The 19,789-nt window shown below is 55.5% G+C and carries 17 protein-coding genes; 11 read left to right on the top strand and 6 right to left on the bottom strand.

Annotated features, from left to right (window positions below):
- Positions 1-89 precede the first annotated feature (89 nt).
- The 3 genes from MLD04_RS10045 (at position 90) to MLD04_RS10055 (ending at position 4,681) form a co-directional block, all read left to right on the top strand.
- Positions 90-2,576, top strand: a complete 2,487-nt coding sequence (locus tag MLD04_RS10045) for a cation-translocating P-type ATPase (protein ID WP_282451831.1) — start codon at positions 90-92, stop codon at positions 2,574-2,576.
- Positions 2,577-2,646: 70 nt separating this feature from the next.
- Positions 2,647-3,108, top strand: coding sequence for a DUF1499 domain-containing protein (locus MLD04_RS10050; protein WP_248157730.1), 462 nt, complete (start codon positions 2,647-2,649; stop codon positions 3,106-3,108).
- 106 nt (positions 3,109-3,214) lie between these two features.
- A complete protein-coding gene (locus tag MLD04_RS10055; RefSeq protein WP_248157732.1) occupies positions 3,215-4,681 on the top strand; it encodes a malate:quinone oxidoreductase in 1,467 nt (488 codons plus the stop codon).
- An 8-nt stretch (positions 4,682-4,689) separates the two neighbouring features.
- On the opposite strand, the gene MLD04_RS10060 is transcribed toward MLD04_RS10055, so the two are convergent.
- Positions 4,690-5,892, bottom strand: coding sequence for a pyridoxal phosphate-dependent aminotransferase (locus MLD04_RS10060; protein ID WP_248157734.1), 1,203 nt, complete (start codon positions 5,890-5,892; stop codon positions 4,690-4,692).
- A gap of 127 nt (positions 5,893-6,019) precedes the next feature.
- On the bottom strand, positions 6,020-6,151 hold the full coding sequence (locus tag MLD04_RS17670; protein WP_008938289.1) for a hypothetical protein: 132 nt from the start codon (positions 6,149-6,151) through the stop codon (positions 6,020-6,022).
- A 210-nt stretch (positions 6,152-6,361) separates the two neighbouring features.
- Here MLD04_RS17670 and MLD04_RS10065 point away from each other — a divergent pair, with 210 nt between their 5' ends.
- The gene (locus MLD04_RS10065; protein WP_248157736.1) at positions 6,362-8,077 is read left to right on the top strand and encodes a protein adenylyltransferase SelO; all 1,716 of its coding nucleotides are present in this window, start codon (positions 6,362-6,364) and stop codon (positions 8,075-8,077) included.
- 102 nt (positions 8,078-8,179) lie between these two features.
- Here the strand turns inward: MLD04_RS10065 and MLD04_RS10070 are convergent, their stop codons facing one another.
- Positions 8,180-9,094, bottom strand: a complete 915-nt coding sequence (locus MLD04_RS10070) for a LysR substrate-binding domain-containing protein (RefSeq protein WP_248157738.1) — start codon at positions 9,092-9,094, stop codon at positions 8,180-8,182.
- Between the two features lie 208 nt (positions 9,095-9,302).
- Between MLD04_RS10070 and ycaC the strand changes: the two genes are divergently transcribed.
- Both ycaC and MLD04_RS10080 read left to right on the top strand, forming a co-directional pair.
- Entirely contained in the window at positions 9,303-9,923 is a 621-nt protein-coding gene (ycaC, locus tag MLD04_RS10075) for an isochorismate family cysteine hydrolase YcaC (protein ID WP_248157740.1), read from the top strand.
- A 52-nt stretch (positions 9,924-9,975) separates the two neighbouring features.
- Positions 9,976-10,890, top strand: a complete 915-nt coding sequence (locus tag MLD04_RS10080; protein WP_248157749.1) for a pirin family protein — start codon at positions 9,976-9,978, stop codon at positions 10,888-10,890.
- Positions 10,891-10,964: 74 nt separating this feature from the next.
- Here MLD04_RS10080 and MLD04_RS10085 read toward each other — a convergent pair whose 3' ends face one another.
- Entirely contained in the window at positions 10,965-11,831 is an 867-nt protein-coding gene (locus MLD04_RS10085) for an AraC family transcriptional regulator (protein ID WP_248157751.1), read from the bottom strand.
- Between the two features lie 128 nt (positions 11,832-11,959).
- Between MLD04_RS10085 and MLD04_RS10090 the strand changes: the two genes are divergently transcribed.
- Together MLD04_RS10090 and MLD04_RS10095 are read left to right on the top strand one after the other, a co-directional pair.
- Positions 11,960-12,913, top strand: a complete 954-nt coding sequence (locus MLD04_RS10090) for an SPFH domain-containing protein (protein WP_248157758.1) — start codon at positions 11,960-11,962, stop codon at positions 12,911-12,913.
- Between the two features lie 41 nt (positions 12,914-12,954).
- Positions 12,955-13,395 carry an NfeD family protein gene (locus MLD04_RS10095; protein WP_248157774.1) on the top strand — a complete coding sequence of 147 codons (441 nt, stop codon included), beginning with the start codon at positions 12,955-12,957 and terminating at the stop codon, positions 13,393-13,395.
- Between the two features lie 24 nt (positions 13,396-13,419).
- On the opposite strand, the gene MLD04_RS10100 is transcribed toward MLD04_RS10095, so the two are convergent.
- Both MLD04_RS10100 and MLD04_RS10105 read right to left on the bottom strand, forming a co-directional pair.
- On the bottom strand, positions 13,420-14,430 hold the full coding sequence (locus tag MLD04_RS10100) for a hypothetical protein (protein WP_248157776.1): 1,011 nt from the start codon (positions 14,428-14,430) through the stop codon (positions 13,420-13,422).
- Between the two features lie 17 nt (positions 14,431-14,447).
- Positions 14,448-18,371 carry an ABC transporter permease gene (locus MLD04_RS10105; RefSeq protein ID WP_248157777.1) on the bottom strand — a complete coding sequence of 1,308 codons (3,924 nt, stop codon included), beginning with the start codon at positions 18,369-18,371 and terminating at the stop codon, positions 14,448-14,450.
- 257 nt (positions 18,372-18,628) lie between these two features.
- Between MLD04_RS10105 and MLD04_RS10110 the strand changes: the two genes are divergently transcribed.
- The 3 genes from MLD04_RS10110 (at position 18,629) to MLD04_RS10120 (ending at position 19,729) form a co-directional block, all read left to right on the top strand.
- The gene (locus tag MLD04_RS10110; protein ID WP_248157779.1) at positions 18,629-18,883 is read left to right on the top strand and encodes a hypothetical protein; all 255 of its coding nucleotides are present in this window, start codon (positions 18,629-18,631) and stop codon (positions 18,881-18,883) included.
- Positions 18,884-19,015: 132 nt separating this feature from the next.
- Positions 19,016-19,408 (top strand): fluoride efflux transporter CrcB, encoded by a 393-nt coding sequence (gene crcB, locus MLD04_RS10115; protein WP_248157781.1) that lies wholly within the window; start codon positions 19,016-19,018, stop codon positions 19,406-19,408.
- Positions 19,409-19,729, top strand: coding sequence for a DUF190 domain-containing protein (locus tag MLD04_RS10120; protein ID WP_248157783.1), 321 nt, complete (start codon positions 19,409-19,411; stop codon positions 19,727-19,729).
- The last annotated feature ends 60 nt before the right edge of the window (positions 19,730-19,789 follow it).

Consider the following 19,789-nt stretch of genomic DNA (forward strand, 5'->3'; position numbering starts at 1 on the left):
ATTCAGACCGCCACAAAAATGCCGCGGCAGGCTGCAGAAGGCGTTCTATTATGTAGGTATCGACACGGACCCGGCCTCCAGAGACAGCAATGAAACGGATTATTCCTCCTGAGGTTGCTCGGGCGTTACCGCGTGGCACTCGTGGCCTGTCCCAGGCTGAAGTCAACGCGACACGCCAGCGCTTTGGCACCAATCAAATCATTGAAACGCCGCCCTCCGGCTTATGGCCTTTAATCAGGAACACCGTGAAGGACCCGATGCTGTGGTTCTTGCTCGGGACCAGTGGGATCTTCTGGCTGGTCGGAGAAAGCACGGAAGCCCTGGTGTTGTTGGTGTCGCTGATACCGTTTTTTGGCATGGACAGCTACCTCCACCGGAGGACCCAGGCGTCAATCGAGGGCTTGAGCGGTCAGCTGTCTGCCCGGGCCCGAGTGATCCGGGAGGATGGCACAACCAGTGTTGATGCCACCGATCTCGTTCCCGGCGATCTGGTTGAAGTAAACGCCGGGGAGTCCTTTCCGGCGGACGGACTCCTGCTTGTGGAGGACTCGATACAGGTCGACGAATCAGCGCTGACCGGCGAAGCCTATCCGGTACGCAAATCGATATTCGCGGATGAGCCGGCGGGCGTTGCCGAGCAGGCGATTGATACGTGTTTCTGGGGATACGCGGGAACCAGAATACTCTCTGGCAAAGCGGTGCTGAGGGTCGTATTCACGGGTCGCGAAACGCTTTATGGCGAAATTGTCCGCACGGCTCTGGGAGGCAAACAGGAACGCCCCCCCTTGCAGAGAGCAGTCGGCCGGCTAGTCACCTGGTTATTGGTTGTTGCCATTGCGTTTTGCGGGATTCTCGCTACGGTTCGCTGGTACCAGGGGCATGGACTGCTGGATGCGCTTATAAGCGCGGTTACTCTGGCCGTGGCGGCGTTGCCGGAAGAGTTCCCGGTGGTATTGACCTTTTTCCTGGGCGTTGGCGTCTATCGACTTGCGAAGCGGCGCGCCCTGGTGCGTCGAGGCGTCGTTGTCGAAAATATCGGCAGGATTACAACCATCTGCTCCGACAAAACCGGAACCCTCACAGAGGGCAGGCTCTGTCTTGCGCATCAGTACCCCTCAGAAGATCTCTCAATCGATCAGTTACTGACGATCGCCGCGGACGCCTCGCTCAGCGAGGAAGGCGATCCGCTTGATCGCGCGATACTGGAGGCTGCACCAACAAATCGGACCCCGGACGTCATCGCTCGTTTTCCCTTTACCGAAGACAGAAAGCGGGAAGTCACTATCGTCCGTGACGGTCGCATTGCTCACGTCGCCATGAAAGGCGCACCGGAGACCGTCCTGTCTATGTGTTTCCTCGATGGGACACAGAAAAAGGCCTGGCTCAGACAGGTGCAGGACCTGGCCGAAAATGGTCACAAGGTTATCGCCTGCGCCTACAAACCATGGACGTTGGTTGAAGACTCAGCCAACGAACCCGACCGGGATTTCGAGTTTGCCGGTTTACTGGCGTTCGAGGATCCGGCCAGAGAGGGTGTCCGACATGCATTGCAACAGTGTCGGCAGGCTCGCATCAAAGTGATCATGGTGACCGGGGACCATCCGGCCACGGCAGGAGCGCTCGCTGCGGAGGTTGGCCTTGGAGAGACACCACCACGAGTGGTTACCGGCGAGGAAATGGAAGCGCGTCTCTCAGAGGAGGGCAGCAAGTATCTGGATCAGGTGGATGTCGTTGCCCGTGCTGTCCCGGTTCATAAGCACACGCTGGTACGGTGTCTTCAGTCCCGTGGTGAGATCGTTGCCGTAACCGGTGATGGGGTCAATGATGTCCCCGCGCTCAAGGTGGCGGACGTTGGAATCGCTATGGGCGAACGGGGAACCCGAAGCGCGCGGGAGGTCGCATCGATCATTCTGATGGATGACAATTTCCGGACCATTGTCGGTGCAATTGCCGAAGGGCGCCAGCTGTTTGCGAATCTTCAGATGAGCTTTCAATACCTGCTGATGGTTCACATTCCTCTGGTTCTGACCGCTGCGCTGATACCGTTGATGGGCTATCCGATTCTGTATCTGCCGATTCACGTCGTATGGCTGGAGCTCATCATCCATCCAACTGCGTTGCTTGTTTTTCAGTATCATCCTGGCACGGACGAGCTTCGATATCGTCCGCGTCAGGAAAAGCTGAGCTTCTTCACCCCGATTCAAACGCTGGGCATCGCATTCACCGGGCTTCTTGTGACCAGTCTGATTTACTGGAGTTATGTGCGCAGCCTTGGTATCGGGCGTGATGTTGATCATGCAAGGGCCATGGCTATGGTGGTTCTCATCGTAGCCAGCGGCGTCGTAACCTCGTTACTGAGCCGTTTGCGGGGAAAGGCCGCGATATCGGTGACGGTCTTCAGTTTGATATCTGCCGCCGTCCTGATTCAGATTCCCGGGCTTTCCAGTTTATTGAATTTAAAGCCCCTTCATTACGATGACTGGCTGGTTGCGGCGGGAAGTGGCGCACTGGTGTGCCTGCCGATCCTTGGATTCAGGTTCCTTGAGGTGGCATGGGCAAAAAGTGCCGGGCGCTGAAACCATTTCTGGCCCTTTTCGTACAAGACGTTGAAGCTCGTGAATTTCCGGACACAGGGAAACGACAAAGATGACACGCTATTTCGCGTTCGCCAGTCTCCTGGTGCTGACTGGCTGCGCTTCCACTGGCAACGTGCCGGCTTCAGGCACCGCTTTCAAACTCGATGGCTGCAGCCCTTTTCTCAATTGTGTTTCCAGTGAATCCAGTGTCGGCCTCTATAAAGTTCAGCCGATCGCGCTGACTCAGCCGCTGGATCCATCATCCTGGGACCGCATCAAGTCCACGGCACTTGAACTTCCGGGTGCCTCCCTGGAAGAAGCGCGGTATGGCTACGCCAATATCACTTACTACAGTGATTTCTTCGGCTTTCCGGACTTCCTGGAAATCCTGGTGGCTGACGATGGCCAGCATCTGAATGTGCGCTCCCAGTCGATGCTTGGCTTCTACGATCTCGGGGTAAACCGGGCCAGGGTAGAGCGGTTACGTGAACGCCTGGCAGCAGAGGATATTGCCCGTGGGGCGGCACCCTGAAGCCGGACGTATCGGTTTATTTTCCGGTGTCCGGCCCGGTCATGGTACCTTCGATCCATCACCGGTTAATTGATAACAGCGACACGGAAGCTGGCGAGGAGACCAAATGAACGTATACATCATTGGCGCAGGAATTATGGGCACCACCTTTGCGACCCTGGCAAAGGAATTTGCGCCCGACCTGGATGTCACGATCCTGGAAAGACTTGACGGTCCGGGAGAGGGCAACTCGTGGGTATTCAATAACGCCGGCACCGGTCATGAAGCGAACTGCGAACTGAATTACACCCCGGTGGATGAAGAGGTCATTTCCGTCGAGAAGGCGCTGAAGATCCACGCCCAGTTCAATGTTGCCAAGCAGTTCTGGGCCTACCTGGTCGGGAAGGGCGCCATCAAGGATCCGACATCCTTTATCAATCAGACGAAGCACTGCACCATCGTATCGGAACCCTCGATCAACGAACTCAAACTTCGATTCAAGGAAATGTCCGCGCATCACTTCTTCGAAAACATGCGTTATTCGGACGACTTCGATGAGATAAAAAGCTGGATTCCGTACACAATGGAAGGCCGGCCTCGCCATGAAAAAATGGCTGCAACGGTGATCGAAACCGGTACCGACGTAAACTTCGGCGCCTTGACGGAAAAGATGGCGGAGTATGCGGTGCAGACCCTGGGTGTCAAAATCGAGTACGGCACTCATGTGAAACGGGTGCACCGGAGCCCGTCCGGCACCTGGCTTATCGAGACCGAACAGAGGGGCGCCAGGGTTCAACACAAGGCAGACGTTCTGTTTGTGGGTGCTGGTGGCGGTGCCTTCCCGCTACTGAAAAGAAGTCACCAACCGTTCCGCCGGCGCTATACCGGCTTTCCTGTGGGCGGGCGCTTCCTTCAGGCACCGATCAGCGAAGAACAGGCCAATCAATACCGCGCCAAAACTTATGGCAAGGCAAAAGTGGGCGCACCGCCCATGTCCGTGCCGCACCTGGACCTGCGGGTAGCAGATGGCCAGCATTATTTGTTGTTCGGTCCGTTCGCGTCTTTCAAACCGGTGCTGGAGAAGGGCCGCGGCTTTTTCGATTACCTCCGCTCCATGCGGCTTCATGATATCCCTGGCCTGTTGAACGTTGCCCGGGAACATTTTCCGCTGGTGAGCTACCTGATTTCCGAAACCTTCAAAGGCAAGAAAAGCATGCTCGAGGAGCTTGAGGCGTTTGCGCCGGGCCTGAGCAGCAAATTTGACTGGAAGCCTGTGGACGCGGGCCAACGGGTTCAGATCATCAAGGATGGAGATCTGCAGATGGGTACGGAAATCGTCGTCTCGACTGATAAAACCTACGGCACCTTGCTCGGCGCCTCACCGGGCGCGTCCGTATCGCCGGAAGTGATGTTACGCTGCCTGGAGCAGATGCTCCCGGCAATCTTCTCCAAAGAGGAGGCCGGGAAGAAGAGGAAGGAAATTTTCCCGGAGGATGATCTGGAAACGCTGATCCACAATCCGGACCGATACCGGGAGATTCGGGATGCGGTCAACGATCAGCTGGGAATACACCCGTCAGCGGCGACACCCTGAGGCATTGATTACGCAAATGCCTTCTGGAGGCGCTCCATACCTTTCTGGAGCGATTCCTCGTTAGCCGCAAAAGACAGTCGCATATGTCCCGGTGCATTGAAAGCCGATCCCGGGACCATAGCGATTCCCAGTTCGTCGAGGAGCCATTCGCCGAGCTCCTGATCGTCTTCGACCTCATCCAGACTCTCAATCACCCGTGAGAAGTCCGGTAAACAGTAGAAGCTGCCCTGGGCTGGCTGGCAATCGATTTTGCCAATACGATCAAGACCTTCCTGAATGAGACGTGCGCGCTGCGCAAACCGGTTCGTCATCCTGTGAACATCATCCAGCCCGCCATTGAGGGCTGCCGCCGCTGCAACCTGAGAAACCGCGGCCGTGTGCGAGTTTGTCTGGCCCTGTAACTTCAGCATTTCCGCAATCAGCAGCTCCGGGCCGGCCACGATGCCCACGCGCCAGCCCGTCATCGCATAGGCTTTCGACACACCGTTGATCACCACCGTCCGATCTTTCAGGGACGGACAGGCATTCAGGATATTGGTGAACGGCTGGGAATCGAAACGCAGGTGTTCGTAGATGTCATCCGTAATCACAAACGCGTTCGGATAGTTCATTAACACCTCGCCCAGAGCTGCCAGCGCTTCCCGGCTGTAGATCTGGCCGGTGGGATTGTTCGGTGTGTTCAGAAGCACCACCCGGGTGCGCTCGCTCATGCACTGCTCAAGCGTTTCAGGCGTCAGGACAAAGCCATCCTCAAGCCGGGTTGGCGCCTCGACAATGCGGGCGCCGGCGATTTTTGCAATGGCCGGATAACTTCCCCAGTGAGGCGAGGGAATCACGACCTCGTCGGCAGGGCCCAGCAGTGACAGGCAGGCGTTGAAGAGTGCCTGTTTGGCACCACAGCTATGCATCACCTCGCTGGCGCGGAAGTGAAGGTCATTCTCCCGTTCAAACTTTTTACGGATGGCATCCTTCAGTATCGAGAGACCGGCGATGGGGGTATACCGCGTATAGCCATCGTCGAGCGCCTGCTTGGCCGCGTCAATGATCCACCGGGGCGTGTCGAAATCCGGCTCACCGGCATCCATCCGGACGATGTCGTGTCCCTGATCAGAAAGCGCCTTGGCGCGTCTGCCAATGCGAAAGATGGACGACTCCGACAGATCCTCCACACGCCGGGCGAAGTGAACGGGGTGTTGCTCGGTCGAGGACATGATAGAAACCTCGCTGCCTGAATAGCCAGTTGCTACAAAATGTAGACCTGACTTAAACCCTAGTTGTCCGGAGCCTTCGGGGAAATACTATATTCCACGGATGTTAAGCCGATCCATGGCGAACGAATCAGCCGGTAAGCTGTTCGTCGTTCTGTTTCTCAATCAACTGCGTTTTGCCAACGGCGACGCTGAGCGCAACGGCCAATGTGACGAAGGCAGCCAGGCCGCCAAAAAGAGTAATCACAGGGAGAACGTTCATGGCTATAAGACCTCAAATGTTGCTAGGGTTGGAGTGCGCTTCGGTTCAATAACCGGTTATGTGGAAGCTAAGTATTAGTGTACGAGGGGAATGGCCACGAGGGTGTAGGCAGAAACCAATATCGGGCATATGGAAATGTCCTTACTCTCCCTGGAAAATCAAGAAAAGTGCTTACGCGAATTTTATGGGAGTACGCGCGGAGGAGTCCCTATGCTAAAGCGATCGCCGCAGGAAACGCATTCCAATGTCGCCGCCCTCGAGGATCTTGTGAGTCTCGCAGACTACTCATTCATGGATACCCTTAATTGCGACCCTGAGGCGAATGCAACCGGATCCGAACACTCGCCCAGGCAGGTTTTCTCGGGGCACTATGTTCCGGTCAAACCCACACCCATGGAAAATCCGGAATACGTCGCGCACAGCCAAAGTCTGTTTCGCGAACTGGGCTTCGCCGACAGCCTGGCGCAGTCAGACGATTTCGTCCGTATGTTTTCCGGCGACCTGTCGCATGTTCCGGAGCCGATGCGCAAAGTGGGTTGGGCGTGCGGCTACGCACTGTCTATTTATGGCAACGAATTCACTCAGCAGTGCCCGTTTCAGACCGGGAATGGATACGGCGATGGTCGGGCTATTTCCGTGCTTGAGGCCGTCATCAACGGTCAGCGCTGGGAAATGCAGCTGAAAGGGGCAGGGCGCACACCATACTGCCGCGGTGCGGATGGTCGGGCTGTTTTGCGCTCCAGTGTTCGGGAGTTCCTGGCACAGGAGCACATGAATGCGCTTGGTGTGCCAACGTCACGGTCGCTGAGCCTGAACGTGTCCAAAACCGAGACCGTCAGGCGTCCCTGGTACGCGGAGGGCTCACGCTCAATGGATCCGGATGTGCTGATTTCCGAGCCCGTTGCCATCTCCACGCGGGTTGCGTCGTCGTTCATTCGGGTAGGGCAGATTGAGCTTTTCAGTCGTCGTGCCCGCAGGAACGAACACCCAGGGGCAATGGAGGAGCTCGAGAAGATCGTCCTGCACCTGATCGATCGGGAGTATAACGGCGTTATCGACCAGACATTGCCCACTGCTGAAAAAGCCGTTTTGCTGGCAAAAGAGTTCCGCAGCCGACTGACCTCCCTTGTGGCGAACTGGATCCGCGTTGGCTACTGCCAGGGTAATTTCAACAGCGACAACTGTGCCGCCGGCGGCTTCACGCTGGACTATGGGCCCTTTGGATTCTGCGACGCGTTTGATCCGCATTACCAGCCCTGGACGGGTGGCGGCCAGCACTTTTCATTTTTGAACCAGCCCATGGCGGCGGAGCGCAACTTCTACTCGTTCTGTTCAGCGTTGAAACCACTGTTGGCCAAGCACACGGACTGCCTGCGCCAGCTCGACGAAATTCAACGTGATTTTCCCAGAGTGATGCAGGAGCAGATGGAGGCGATGTGGGCGGCCAAACTCGGACTCGACGCTTTTCATCCAGATTTGTTCAGCGAACTCGCAACGCTGATGATGCAAACGCCCGTTGATTACACCATCTTCTTCCGGGAACTCTCATCGTTGCCCGACGACATTGAGCCGCTCAGGAAAAGCTTCTACGGCGGGCGGACCTATGTGGCAGATCCGGAAGGACTGGACCAGCGCTGGACAGCGTGGCTCACTAAATGGCAATCACTCACTGAACATCGCTCTCGTGAGGAGCTATCCAGCCAGATGAAGCATGCCAATCCGAAGTACAGTTTGAAGGAATGGTTCCTTGTGCCTGCCTACCAACAAGCCGCTTCAGGAAACTACGCCATGCTCCGGGAGCTGCAGCAAGTTATGACTCAGCCATACGCCGAGCAATCGGAACGCGTCGAGAAGAAATACTACAGGCTGAAGCCGCTGGAGCTGTTTGGCGTTGGGGGAGCGTCCCACCTGAGTTGCTCGTCTTGATTGCGAGCAACCATACTGTACTGCGCATAATGTATATTATGTTAAATACGATCTGGATCTGAACACCAGATCCCTATCTCCATGGCAGTCGTGACCCCCTCCTTATTCGGATAACGTGAAGTCCACTTCGTCCAATGACTCACTCAGGAAATCGAGAAGTGCCCTGACAGCTGGCAACAAACCTCTTCGTGAGGGAAAAACCGCATGGAAAATTCCACCACGCGGATGCCATCCGGGAATCACATTTATGAGTCGCCCCTCGATTAAATCCCGACCAGCAACAATAAGCGGCATTCGGACAACACCCAGCCCTGATAACGCTGCCTGACGCAATGTAAATACGTCATCGGTGACCAGACGTGGGTCATGGGCAATCTGGACCGAGATACCGTCTGGGCCGTCAAGGCACCACACATGTTTGCCACCCGGCTGTTCAAAATCGAGGCTTGGAAATGCGCTCAAATCCTCCGGTGCTTCAACACTTCTATGACTGGCGAGAAGTTCGGGCGACGCCATCAGACATTGTGGGCTTCGGGAAAGAACTTTCATTGTCAGGTCGCTATCCTCCAAAGGTGGAAAACGGACCCTGAGGGCGATGTCGAACCCCTCTTTCAAGACATCAACGCGACGGCTGGTCGCTTCCATCTCCACTTTCACCTTTGGAAACTTTTCCATGAAGCGAACCAGAAGCGGCGAGATAAGAAAATAAATCAGGCCCGGCGGGCAACTCAGCCTGACAGTTCCCCGGGGCTCCGATCGTGATCGATCAATGAGCTCCTGTGCCGCATCGGCTTCCACCAGCATCGCGAGGCAATGCCGATAATACTCTTTTCCCAGTTCGGTAACGGAGAAGCGTCTTGTTGAGCGGTTGATCAACCTTGTGTCCAGCCGATCCTCAAGCAAGGCGACTCGCCGGCTTAGTTTGGATTTGGGAATGCCAAGCGCCCTTCCCGCTGGTGCGAAACCACCGTAGTCCACCACCTGGACGAAGTAGTAAAGATCGTTCAGGTCCTGCATATGAATTCGTCCTATTCATGGAACAGTCAGTACGAATTTCGCTGTCTACCCAGCAAAATCAAGCGGCTTTAGTCTAATCCCTGTTCCTCAATTGAGGGAATTTAAACGGCCTGAATCATATAGAAAAAGGCCTCTTTGGCGCCAATGCAACCTACTAAACAATGCAGTTGGCCAGAACTGATCACGTCAATAGCAAGGAGAACGGGAAATGGGATATACCTATAATCGACTTAACAAGGACGACGTCGCACTGCTGATGGTTGACCACCAGGCGGGGCTGCTGTCGTTAGTGCGGGATTTCAGCCCGGACGACTTCAAGAACAATGTACTGGCGCTCGCCGACATTGCCAGGTTTTTTAATATCCCCACTATTCTCACCACCAGCTTCGAGGATGGCCCCAACGGGCCCATAGTTTTGGAGGTGAAGGAATGCTTCCCAGATGCGCCATACTTTGCCCGGCCAGGACAGATCAATTGCTGGGATAACGAGGATTTCGTTAATGCAGTAAAAGCGACCGGTAAAAAGCAGCTCCTGATTGCAGGTGTCGTGACTGATGTCTGCGTCGCGTTCCCAACTCTTTCTGCTCTCGAAGAAGGCTACGAGGTGTTTGTAGTGACGGATGCATCCGGCACATTCAATCAGACTACCCGTGACGCCGCATGGAGCCGTATGGAGCAGGCCGGAGCTCAGCTGATGAATTGGTTCAGCGTGGGCTGTGAACTGCATCGGGACTGGCGAAATGACATAGAAGGCTTCGGTGGTATTCTGGCCAAACACCTTCCCCAATACGCCAACCTTATGCAGAGCTTTTCCGCACAAAAGGCGTAAGAGCTACGACTGACACACTATACTCACAGGGACGTGATTAAGGATGCCCTCCATGAGCACACTTGAGCGCAAACCAGAACTGCCGTGCGACATTTCCACCGGTTGCGATGCAATCAAACTGATCATTACACCGCGGGACAAGGACCTCGGAGGATTTTCCGTGCGCCGAACGCTTCCAACCGCGCGCCTGAAAATGGTGGGTCCCTGGATATTTTTCGACCACATGGGGCCTGCAGAGTTCGAGCCCGGGGACGGCATCAATGTTCGCCCTCACCCGCACATCAACCTGGCCACAGTGACCTATCTGTTTGAAGGCGAAATCCTGCATCGGGACTCGCTCGGAAGTGTACAGCCCATTCGTCCCGGGGATGTGAATCTCATGGTAGCTGGTAAGGGTATCGTTCATTCCGAACGGGAACGACCGGAAATCACAGCCGAGCGTCATAGGCTTCATGGGCTCCAGCTCTGGCTTGCACTACCGGAGGAAGACGAAGAAATGGAGCCCGCGTTTTATCATTATCGCGCTGATGATATACCTCAGGTTGACGTTAACGGCGTGCCAGTCCGGGTAATCATGGGACAGGCTTATGGTGTGCAATCCCCGGTCCGGACTTTTGCAAAAACACTTTATGTGGAAGCGCGTCTCAAGGCCGGACAAACCCTGGCGATACCTCACGGCGAAGAACGCGCTGTATATGTCGTGGAGGGACGCATTCAAGCGCGAGGAACACCTCTTCCGGCGCATTCAATGGCGGTACTCAACCGTGAGGAAGGTGTGACTATTGAAGCGCACGAGGACTCTCTGATTGCCGTTATCGGCGGAGAACCACTTGGCAAACGGTTTATTGAGTGGAATTTCGTCTCAAGTAGAAAAGACCGGATCGACCAGGCGAAAACCGACTGGAAGAATCGGTCGTTTCCTCTGGTTCCGGGTGATAGTGATGAGTTTATTCCGATGCCGGAGTGATGGATTAAAGACACGCCCAGCAAAACGGGACTTCGCCCTGCTCTGCTGAGCCCACCTGTGTCGTCTTTGCCGGATCAAATCAGCGGCAAACACACGTCCGTCACCAGTTCATGCTCTGGCGTGTCCGGAATCAGGTTGTGGTAATGGAAGAACAATGGAAAATCCCGCAGTTCCTCCCCGCTTTCCGGTAACCATTGCCGGTAAAGGTAATAGGCCGGCTCTCCGATGCTTTCGTGAGATCCGAGATGGCGAATCACCGCGCAGCGTCCGGCTGGAATCACCTTGTTGACGATGCCCAGATCGTTTTCTGGAACCGGCTGTTTTACGGACCCGCAAATATCGAAACGGAACTCTTCTGGTGACGTGGTTGCCGGGTCGTCGTAGGCCAGACCAAAGGTCTCGCTGGTCTTGACCGGTGACAGACCGGTACGTTTACGCCAGTCGATGAACCGCTTGGCTGATTCATTGACCAGTGCGGGCGATCCCCGATGCTCAAGTACCGCAACGGTTGTTTCCGGGAAATCAATAATCTCTACATTCATTGGCTGTTTCCGCTCTCTTGGAGGTAGTTGATAACGTTCATGCCACGGCTGCCACGCCGGAGCTTTTCGAAATTGAGAGGGTGTGTTGCCAAAGGTGCTCTTGAACGCCCGGGAAAATGACTCCGGGTTCCCGAAGCCCGCTTCGAGGGCGATATCGATGATCGGGGTCGCATCCTCAAACGCCAGGCGGTATGACGCCCGGCGCAGTCGCATTAGCTGGATATAACGTGTCACGCTGATACCCGCGTATTGCGAGAACTGCCTGTGAAAGTGGAACTTCGAGAAATTCGCCACTTCGCTCAGTCGATCCAGGGACAGGTCCCCGGACAGATGCTTGTCGATGTAGGCGAAAACCCGCTCGAATCGCCGGGCATACGCCGCTGCCTTTGTGTCATTCACTGGTACACCTCCTCAACGGCAGCCACTATGCCCCACAGATCTTGTGCAATCCTGACTGAAATTGCTCAGTGGGCAGTATGTGTAGATAATCCCCCTACCAAAACCTAAATCAGGGAAAGCTGTATTTTATGGACATTGTTCTGATTGTCTCGGGCGTAATTGCCCTTCTCGTTGTTGTCACACTCGCCAAGGCGGTTCGGATTGTGCCCCAGGCAGAAGTACAGGTCATTGAAAGACTTGGGCGTTTCCACCGCGTCCTCAATGGTGGACTGAATGTCATTGTTCCCTTCGTGGATCAGGTTCGCCAGACGTTCAGCACGCAGGAACAGGTTATCGACATTCCTTCCCAGCAAGTGATCACCTCGGACAACGTTCAGATTACGATCGACGGTGTTGTGTTCCTGCGAATCAATGATGCCAAGCTGGCTACTTATGAAATCAATGATCTCAAATACGCCGTCGCCCAGCTGGCCCAGACAACGCTGCGCTCCGAAATTGGCAAGATGGAGCTGGACAACACACTGTCCAGTCGTGAGGAAATGAACGCCGCCCTGCTCCTGGCCCTGGATAACGCCTCCGGGGGCTGGGGTGCCAAAGTGACCAGGGTTGAGATCAGTGACATCTCGGTACCCGAGAACGTGCAGCGGGCCATGGAGCTCCAGCTTCAGGCAACCCGCGAGCGCCGCGCCATCGAACAGAAGGCGGAAGCCGACAAGAACGCCACCATCGCCAAAGCGGAAGGCGACAAGGAACGGGCCTATCGGGAAGCGGAAGCGCTGGAGCGGACCGCAGAGGCCCGGAAGAAAGAACAGGTGCTATTGGCCGAGGCGGCAAAGGCCGAGGAAGTGCTGAAAGCCGAGGGGCAAAAGCAGGCTATTGAACTGGTTGCCGCCGGTCTTCGGGATAATCCGGACGCCGGCGAGTATCTCCTGGCCCAGGACCGGATTGCAGCCTGGACGGGCATTGCTGCCAGTGATAGCCAGAACAAGATCGTTGTGCCCTACGAAGCCAGCGACCTGCTCGGTTCCCTGGCAATGGCCCGGGAGTTTCTGGGGAAATCAACTGAACAGGCACAACGCTGAAACACGGAGCGGCCCCGTGAAAGCGGGGCCAATGACGAATAATGGATGTATCAATCGTTTGGTGGCTTCTGGTCACCGCAGGTATTGCGCTGGTAATAGCAGAAGTGTTTATCGGCGCATTCATCGTGATGTGGTTCGGGCTCGGAGCTGTCGTCGCCGGTTTGCTCACGTTTTTTGTTCCGGGGCTGAATGCCGGCATCCAGCTTTTGCTGACAGCCCTGCTTGGTGCGGTATTGCTCTACTTTTTCAGGGACCGATGCATTGCCGGCGAAAATGCATCGCAGGAGTCGCTGCACACCTTTTCGCGAACTACCGGAGAAATTCACAAAGCGGAAACTGGGGCTATGACCGTATTTGCAAACGGGACCTTCTGGCAAATCGGCAATCCTGAAGATATTCCAGAAGAGAAGAGGAAGCCCGGATCCACGATAACGGTGGCTGAGTTCCGGAATAACAAAGCCTATGTAAGCAACTCCGATTAATCAGACTAAGCCCAGCCTTTAACGCTAACTCGCATACCGCACATGCCGGCGCATCAGGTTTGCCCTATAGGGCGTGGCCAGGCTCAATACCTTGGCCATCATCTCGCTCTCCTTCTGTTTCCAGGTGTCATCGTCCATATCCCGCCAGTATCGTGGCGGGCGTCCTTTCAGGCGGTCGTGTTCGGCGGTCACCGGGTCCTTGGGCCGGAACTCCTCCCATAGTGGGATATCCGGCAACGGACGGCTGGTATCCATGAAATTCTGAAACATATCCCACAAAGCAAAGCATTCCTTTCCCGTGGTCTTACCTATCAGATTGCCTATGGGGATCATCATCTGGCTGTAGCGATGGACCAGGTAAAGGGTATGAACTACTTGGCCGGGCGGTATCATTTCGTTGGTGAGATAGGCGTCGAATTCGTAGAAAGGTGCCTGTTCTTCGACCGTTGGGCCTTTTCTTTTGTGGTGGTACACCGTGACCAGCCCGGTACGGCGGTTGACCTCCCATTTGGGGCCTTGAGAAGGCTTAATCGCCCAACGTGGAAACAAAATAAGTGGCCCACGCCCAGCCCACCAAACCGTCAGTGGTATACCGAAAAAATACGGAACAGCATCGAGTAATTGAAGGTTGCGATCTGCGAAAGTCATCCCCGAAGGCGTGTGATAACAGGCCACTAGAGACGCCAAGAAAAAGACCGGAAACATCAGCACAAAAATCAATTTTCCAAAGGTTCCGACAATATTTAATAGGCTAACCCTAAAAGCGGGCGTTGCATGACGGTACCTTTCATGGTCGATACGTTGATGGAACTCGATATTTTCAAAGCCATTTGGTTGTGACTCAATTTTTCTCAAGACTTCCGGGCGGAAGCGTTTCCGGAATGACAGAGGCGCTACCTCGTCGGTCCCCCCCCACGGCATGCGCATATCAAACTTTCGATTAAGCCAGGACCGCCCCGAGCCGAACGCTTGTCGCTGCTGTTGCGGTATCCGGTCCGGGTGGTAGGCCTGGGGGCCATAGTAGTTTTCATTCATTGCTTCTGTTTCCAACATCAGGCTGGGCCGGACTTTGTGAAACCGTTAACCCAGAACAGTTGATCATGATCGGTAAAATCCGGTTTTGTGAAATCGTCATTTTTCGAGTCATACCGGGTAGTATCCTTGGGCGGAGGTGCCGGGAAGGCAAATGATTGTCCTTTGAGCATGACCTGGTATTGCGCCTTGGCTTGCAACTCATAACGCAGCTCTTGTTGGCCCGTGGGCATACCCAGGAAAGTCCGGGGCTTGCGTTGGGAATCCGGTTTCCGTACCAACAGCACATAGCCGGTGGCGGTGGCTTGCTGATGGAGGATATGGTCCTGCGATTCCCCTTCAGATACTGCGTCCGAGGACGCGAGCCCGTAGCCCCGTCCAAGATTGAAGGCCTTACACAATAACCGGGTCTTGCAGATCGCCTGAACTCCTTCCGGTGCCCCCAGCAGTCCCGGCAGATTACTGTCAACGCGGATTATATGGGTAGCCTTCTGGAGCGCTCTCGGGTCCGGCGAGTTAAGCGATTTTAAAACAGCTTTTTGAGCCTGGTCTGTGGTCGGCATGGGTTGACGAGTCAAACGTAAGTTCATCAACTGTCCTAGTAAGCGAAAGTAAGCTTCAGCGGCGTTGTCGGTTCCTTGCAAATGCGGTAACCCATCATGGTCACCAAACGGACCGTTCCGAAGCCAGTTTTCGATAGGTTCATCTTGAAGAACCCAGATTAAGGCAGTGCCAAAAAGCATCAAGCCAAGACCGACCCAGCCCAAAGGTCCCATCCCCAAGAGAGTGGCCTGAACAGGAATCATTGAAGCCATAGTCATAACCACGCCGCTGACCGTTGTGACACCATACCCCCAAGCGGCGGGATCCCCCGTATCGAGGGCGTAAAGGGTGTCCGATAGGCTGATACCAGTCACCGCAATCGCGCCAGTAGCGCCGAGAAACATGCGACTGGTAATTGATTCGACACCCAGAATTTTGGAAAGGGTTTGAGCAATTTCGCCCTCGAATTCATAACCCAGAAACGCCACCAATTTCTCCTTCACTAAAGTGTTGGCGAAGCGCTCTGCCAATAACACCGCCGCTATTGAGGAGTTAAATAGCCCGGCTACCGTTCCCAGCAAGGCTCTATCAAAGCCTTGTTGACGTTCTATTTCGGAATATGAGCCTATGGCATTAGAAATATTCACCAACTCAATCCCCAGCACCACCATTGGCAGAACCGGTGTATTCAACGCCCGGTAAAGCCGACTGTGCTCGGCCTGGTCCAGCTGGGAGCGGTTCTCTTCGATGGCCTGTTCCGTCGTCTTGATGGCCGCAGCAACGGATGTGACGCGACCGCCGAGGCTATCCAGTTCCGCGGTGATTCCGCTGAATCGACGCTCGGCGGCTTGCAGCCGCTCCTGGGCACTGGCGATATTGGCTGCGCCCTGCTCGGCCGCCTTACGGGCCAGTATCAGTTCATTCTGGGCCTGGCTGAGACGGCTGAGTGCCTGGGTGGCCGGACGGTCCCGTTCCAGAATCCAGGCCAGCATTTTCTGTGCATATGCTGTCGGAGGTGTCACCCGTTCACCCTCCCCGGACAGATCTTCGAGCCCCAGTACGTATTTGCCCTGTTTGATGGCATCACTCAGAGGCATGAGGCGCAGTCCGGGCAAAAGGTTCGGCATAGACTGCCGGATGGCCTCCAGAGGGTGGCTCAGCATGGCAAGGCGTCGGGTCAGGAAGCGCTGATTAAGGGCCTGCTGTGCCTGCCCGAGGCGGGTTTCCGCCTGTTCTCGCGTTCGCTCCAGTTGTCGGTGGGCGTTCCGGGATTCTTTCAGCACCGCCAGGTACCCTTCCTTGCTGGTTTTCAGGGCGGCCTGGGCACGCTGCTCGTAGTGACGGGTAAGCTCGGCCTGTTGCCGGTTCAACCGGCGGTAATCGGCCCGTAGCTGCTTGAGTTCACTGTCTTCGTTTTCAAGAGCCGTCAGGGCGCTGCGGATGGCGCTGTGTAATTCGTTATGGGCGGCGTTGAGTGCTTTGGTGCCTTCGGCCATACCCGCGAAGAGAAGATTGGTCAGGCCACCGGCTTTAATCTCTGACGCCAGTTGCAATCCTTCAAGGGTCTGGATATCGGTCAGGTCCGCCGGCAAGTTCAGGGTTTCCAACCGGGCCAATTCATGTCCACGGAAAACACCATCGCCGGGATTGGCCGGCGGTGATTGCGGCGGTTTATAGGGTGTGTGCTGATCCGCCGGGTCCACCTGAGGCCAGAGCATCCGGGCAAGGGAGACCACACCCTGACTCTTGCTAATGGCTTCTTGTTCAGTACACAGACGCCGTAGCCATTGTTTGCCTTTCGAATCGCTACCGGGCAGGCCTTGCCGTGGGTGCAGTGGATCCTGTTTGACCGGTGTTTCCATGACCAGGCTGACCAACCGGCCGGTAAAGCGAAAGGCTGCAGCATAGTCAAAGTCATCACCACAGAACAGATCGCCCAATACCTGCTGGTAGGGCTGCCGACGCAAGCAAAGCAGCAATTCATCCTGGGCCCTGTCGAGGTACTCCCGCCCTAACCCCCGCTCCTCGTTCATCAGGATCTGATCGATGCGTTCGCGGCCGGCCTCGGGCAAGGCCGAGATATATTGATGGAGGGGATTGCGCTCGCCCTGCAACCGTGGCGGCAGAATCAGTTGATTTACCAACTGAGCACTATCCAGTTGCGGGTTCTGTCGGGCCCTTTCACAGCACAGAGACAGCAATTCACGAGCGGTTTCAATGCGATGCGCCTGATGTCGGATTTCGTAGAGACGATCGTCTATCTTCAGGCCGCAGACACCGCGCCTTCGTAATGTCTCGACAGCATCGGTGGTCGGCAACCCGGCCCTCCAGTCATCCGTTGAGAATAGGCGGGGCTTCTGCGATTTGCTGGCCTCGTCGACAGCCTCCTGGATACTGAGGGCTAGTGCCCCGGGTTCCGGCTTTTCGTAGTTCGCCAGCGGCCCGGAACGCTCACCCGCGCTGTATTGCCGAAAAAGGTCTTTCGCCATCTCATAGGCTTTGACGGGATAGGTACCGTCGACGTTTTCCAGGAATAACCAGGGGCGCTCGAACTGCCACTCCACGGCCGGTTGGCGCGGGCGTTGAGGCGCCACCGTATCGAGATAGAATACGGGGCGATTACTCGGACCTACGTCGAAGCTGGCGCCATCGGCCGGCGAACTGTGAGGCATTATTCGGCCGATTTGCTGGCATCGGTGATAGCGAAGACTGAAATCGGTTTGTAGGCGATTGATGCGGGCCGCTGGGAGGGCCGATTCCGAGAAGGCGACTTCAAGGGCAAGATCCTTGTTGTCGAGACGTGCCGGTACCCAGATGTCTGACAAGGCGACGCCAGTTGCTATCCGTCGGTTTGCGGTTACATGGCCATTTCTATCCCGGTAATCGTCCAAACGGACATCCTGGAAGCGAAGCTCGCCTTCTTTCCAGGTGATGCACAGCTCGCGCCAGAGCCGGGCATCCCGAAATACGTAAAGGTAGCCGGATCGGGCCAGCGCCGGCCAGGTTGGTTCCTGGCCACCGATATCGCGTCCGCGGATCCAGTCGAAAGGCACCACTGGCAGGAGAATGTGCTGCTGACCACCCTCGCGGCCTTGCCATGGAGTTTCTCCCGCGGTCTCCAGAATCGGTAAGCGAATAGGCGGACCGCCCTGGGCCTCTATTTCCAGCACCAGACGGCTATCGGGTTGATCCTTCCAGGCCCAGGTATGGAGAATTGAAGCGCGACCATTCAGACCTGCCTGTCTGCGCTCGTCATCGGGATAGCGGGGATTCTCGTTCGCGGCGACCTCTGGGTCGGTGTTTTCATAGACAACGAGCTTCTGTTGCGAGCCATGATCCTCACCATGGACTTCAACTATCAGATCGTGCCACATGCAGGCCGGGCGGTTGGAAGGCTCCATCCCTGGATACTCCTTGTGTCGAAAACTCTGAAATCCTTCTCCGGGAGCGTCCTGCTCCCAGCTATTTCCGACAGAATCCTAGCCTATTTGGCAGATCGGTGTCATCCGGCTGTCTCTCAATGGGAGAGCCGCTCGCGTTAGGTGCGAAATGCATTGGTATGCGAGCTTTCAGATCGCAAAATGATCTATCGGTCGATGTAACCAATTCCCCCTTTGGTGTGTCTAACGGCTGGAAGGAACCGAAAGGGGGACCCACCATGAACCGAAAAACAGTCAGCCTGGGATCGTTAACCGCTTTTCTGGTGCTGTTGGGGTATGGGAGTGGCGTTTGCGCCCAGCAATATATCGCCGAACAGATCCTGGAAGAGAGTTTGAAGCGGCAGCAAGAGGAAAAGGCTAAAAAGCCTCAACCGGTCAAAGAGATACCGGCCAAAGGCGAGAAAGATTCGATGATGCTCGATCCACGTGTTACGCCGGAATACTGGGGTATCAAAGCAGCGACCATTATCTGAATGAAGCCGGGCAACGCCCGGCTTTTTCTTGCTCCTCATCTTCGGTCTCCTTGACGAAGACCAACCTTATTCGTTGCAAAGTCATTGATCTTTTACTAATTTTGGTTCCAAACCTGCCCCTGTGAGATACGCATGCTTTTATCCATTCTGGCCGTTTCGGGTGGTGCTGCCTTTGGCGCATTGCTCAGGTGGTTTCTCGGGATCCAGCTGAACGCGTTGTTCCCGAATATTCCACCGGGCACCCTGGTTGCCAATCTGGTTGGTGGCTACCTGATCGGGCTGTCGATCATGATCTTTTCCCATTTCACCAACCTGGCACCGGAATGGCGCCTGTTCGTGATCACCGGATTCATGGGCGCGTTGACGACTTTCTCCACATTCTCGGCGGAAATCGTCAGTCTGCTGCAATCCGGACGCTTCTGGTGGGCGCTTGGTGGCATCGCGGTTCATGTCGGTGGCTCGCTGGTCATGACACTGGCGGGGATGGGTACGTTCGTTTTTGTTCGTTGGCTACAGGCGGGGTAAATGACCATGGAAAAAGGCTATGAGATTCTCTTCATCACACCCCAGAATCGTCGACACGAGGGCAAACTGGTCAGCAAACTGATCATCGATATGGCAAAGGACCACGGCGTCCAGCGTGTGACCACGCGGATAGACAGCGAGGGCCAGGGCCTGTCCGGTCATCTGCACTCCGCCCATTTCTTTGAACTGGCTGACCAGCCAATGGAAATCATGTTTGTGGTTGAAGAGGAAACCGGAGACAAACTTATTAAAGCAATTCGCTCGGCCGGCATTCATATTTTTTGTGTTTGCAAAAAGGTAACGTTCGGCAACCTTCCTTAAACACAAAAAAAATATGTTGGAATAGTGCTAGTAAAGGAACCCATTAGTTGAGGAGTATTC

Source organism: Marinobacter koreensis, assembly GCF_023156285.1.
Taxonomy (GTDB): domain Bacteria; phylum Pseudomonadota; class Gammaproteobacteria; order Pseudomonadales; family Oleiphilaceae; genus Marinobacter; species Marinobacter koreensis.

Bases quoted from the DNA above. Each gene is read 5' to 3' on its own strand.
- MLD04_RS10045 (WP_282451831.1), top strand. From the start codon at position 90: ATGAAACGGATTATTCCTCCTGAGGTTGCTCGGGCGTTACCGCGTGGC.
- MLD04_RS10050 (WP_248157730.1), top strand. From the start codon at position 2,647: ATGACACGCTATTTCGCGTTCGCCAGTCTCCTGGTGCTGACTGGCTGC.
- MLD04_RS10055 (WP_248157732.1), top strand. From the start codon at position 3,215: ATGAACGTATACATCATTGGCGCAGGAATTATGGGCACCACCTTTGCG.
- MLD04_RS10060 (WP_248157734.1), bottom strand. From the start codon at position 5,892: ATGTCCTCGACCGAGCAACACCCCGTTCACTTCGCCCGGCGTGTGGAG.
- MLD04_RS17670 (WP_008938289.1), bottom strand. From the start codon at position 6,151: ATGAACGTTCTCCCTGTGATTACTCTTTTTGGCGGCCTGGCTGCCTTC.
- MLD04_RS10065 (WP_248157736.1), top strand. From the start codon at position 6,362: ATGCTAAAGCGATCGCCGCAGGAAACGCATTCCAATGTCGCCGCCCTC.
- MLD04_RS10070 (WP_248157738.1), bottom strand. From the start codon at position 9,094: ATGCAGGACCTGAACGATCTTTACTACTTCGTCCAGGTGGTGGACTAC.
- ycaC (WP_248157740.1), top strand. From the start codon at position 9,303: ATGGGATATACCTATAATCGACTTAACAAGGACGACGTCGCACTGCTG.
- MLD04_RS10080 (WP_248157749.1), top strand. From the start codon at position 9,976: ATGAGCACACTTGAGCGCAAACCAGAACTGCCGTGCGACATTTCCACC.
- MLD04_RS10090 (WP_248157758.1), top strand. From the start codon at position 11,960: ATGGACATTGTTCTGATTGTCTCGGGCGTAATTGCCCTTCTCGTTGTT.
- MLD04_RS10095 (WP_248157774.1), top strand. From the start codon at position 12,955: ATGGATGTATCAATCGTTTGGTGGCTTCTGGTCACCGCAGGTATTGCG.
- MLD04_RS10100 (WP_248157776.1), bottom strand. From the start codon at position 14,430: ATGAATGAAAACTACTATGGCCCCCAGGCCTACCACCCGGACCGGATA.
- MLD04_RS10105 (WP_248157777.1), bottom strand. From the start codon at position 18,371: ATGGAGCCTTCCAACCGCCCGGCCTGCATGTGGCACGATCTGATAGTT.
- MLD04_RS10110 (WP_248157779.1), top strand. From the start codon at position 18,629: ATGAACCGAAAAACAGTCAGCCTGGGATCGTTAACCGCTTTTCTGGTG.
- crcB (WP_248157781.1), top strand. From the start codon at position 19,016: ATGCTTTTATCCATTCTGGCCGTTTCGGGTGGTGCTGCCTTTGGCGCA.
- MLD04_RS10120 (WP_248157783.1), top strand. From the start codon at position 19,409: ATGACCATGGAAAAAGGCTATGAGATTCTCTTCATCACACCCCAGAAT.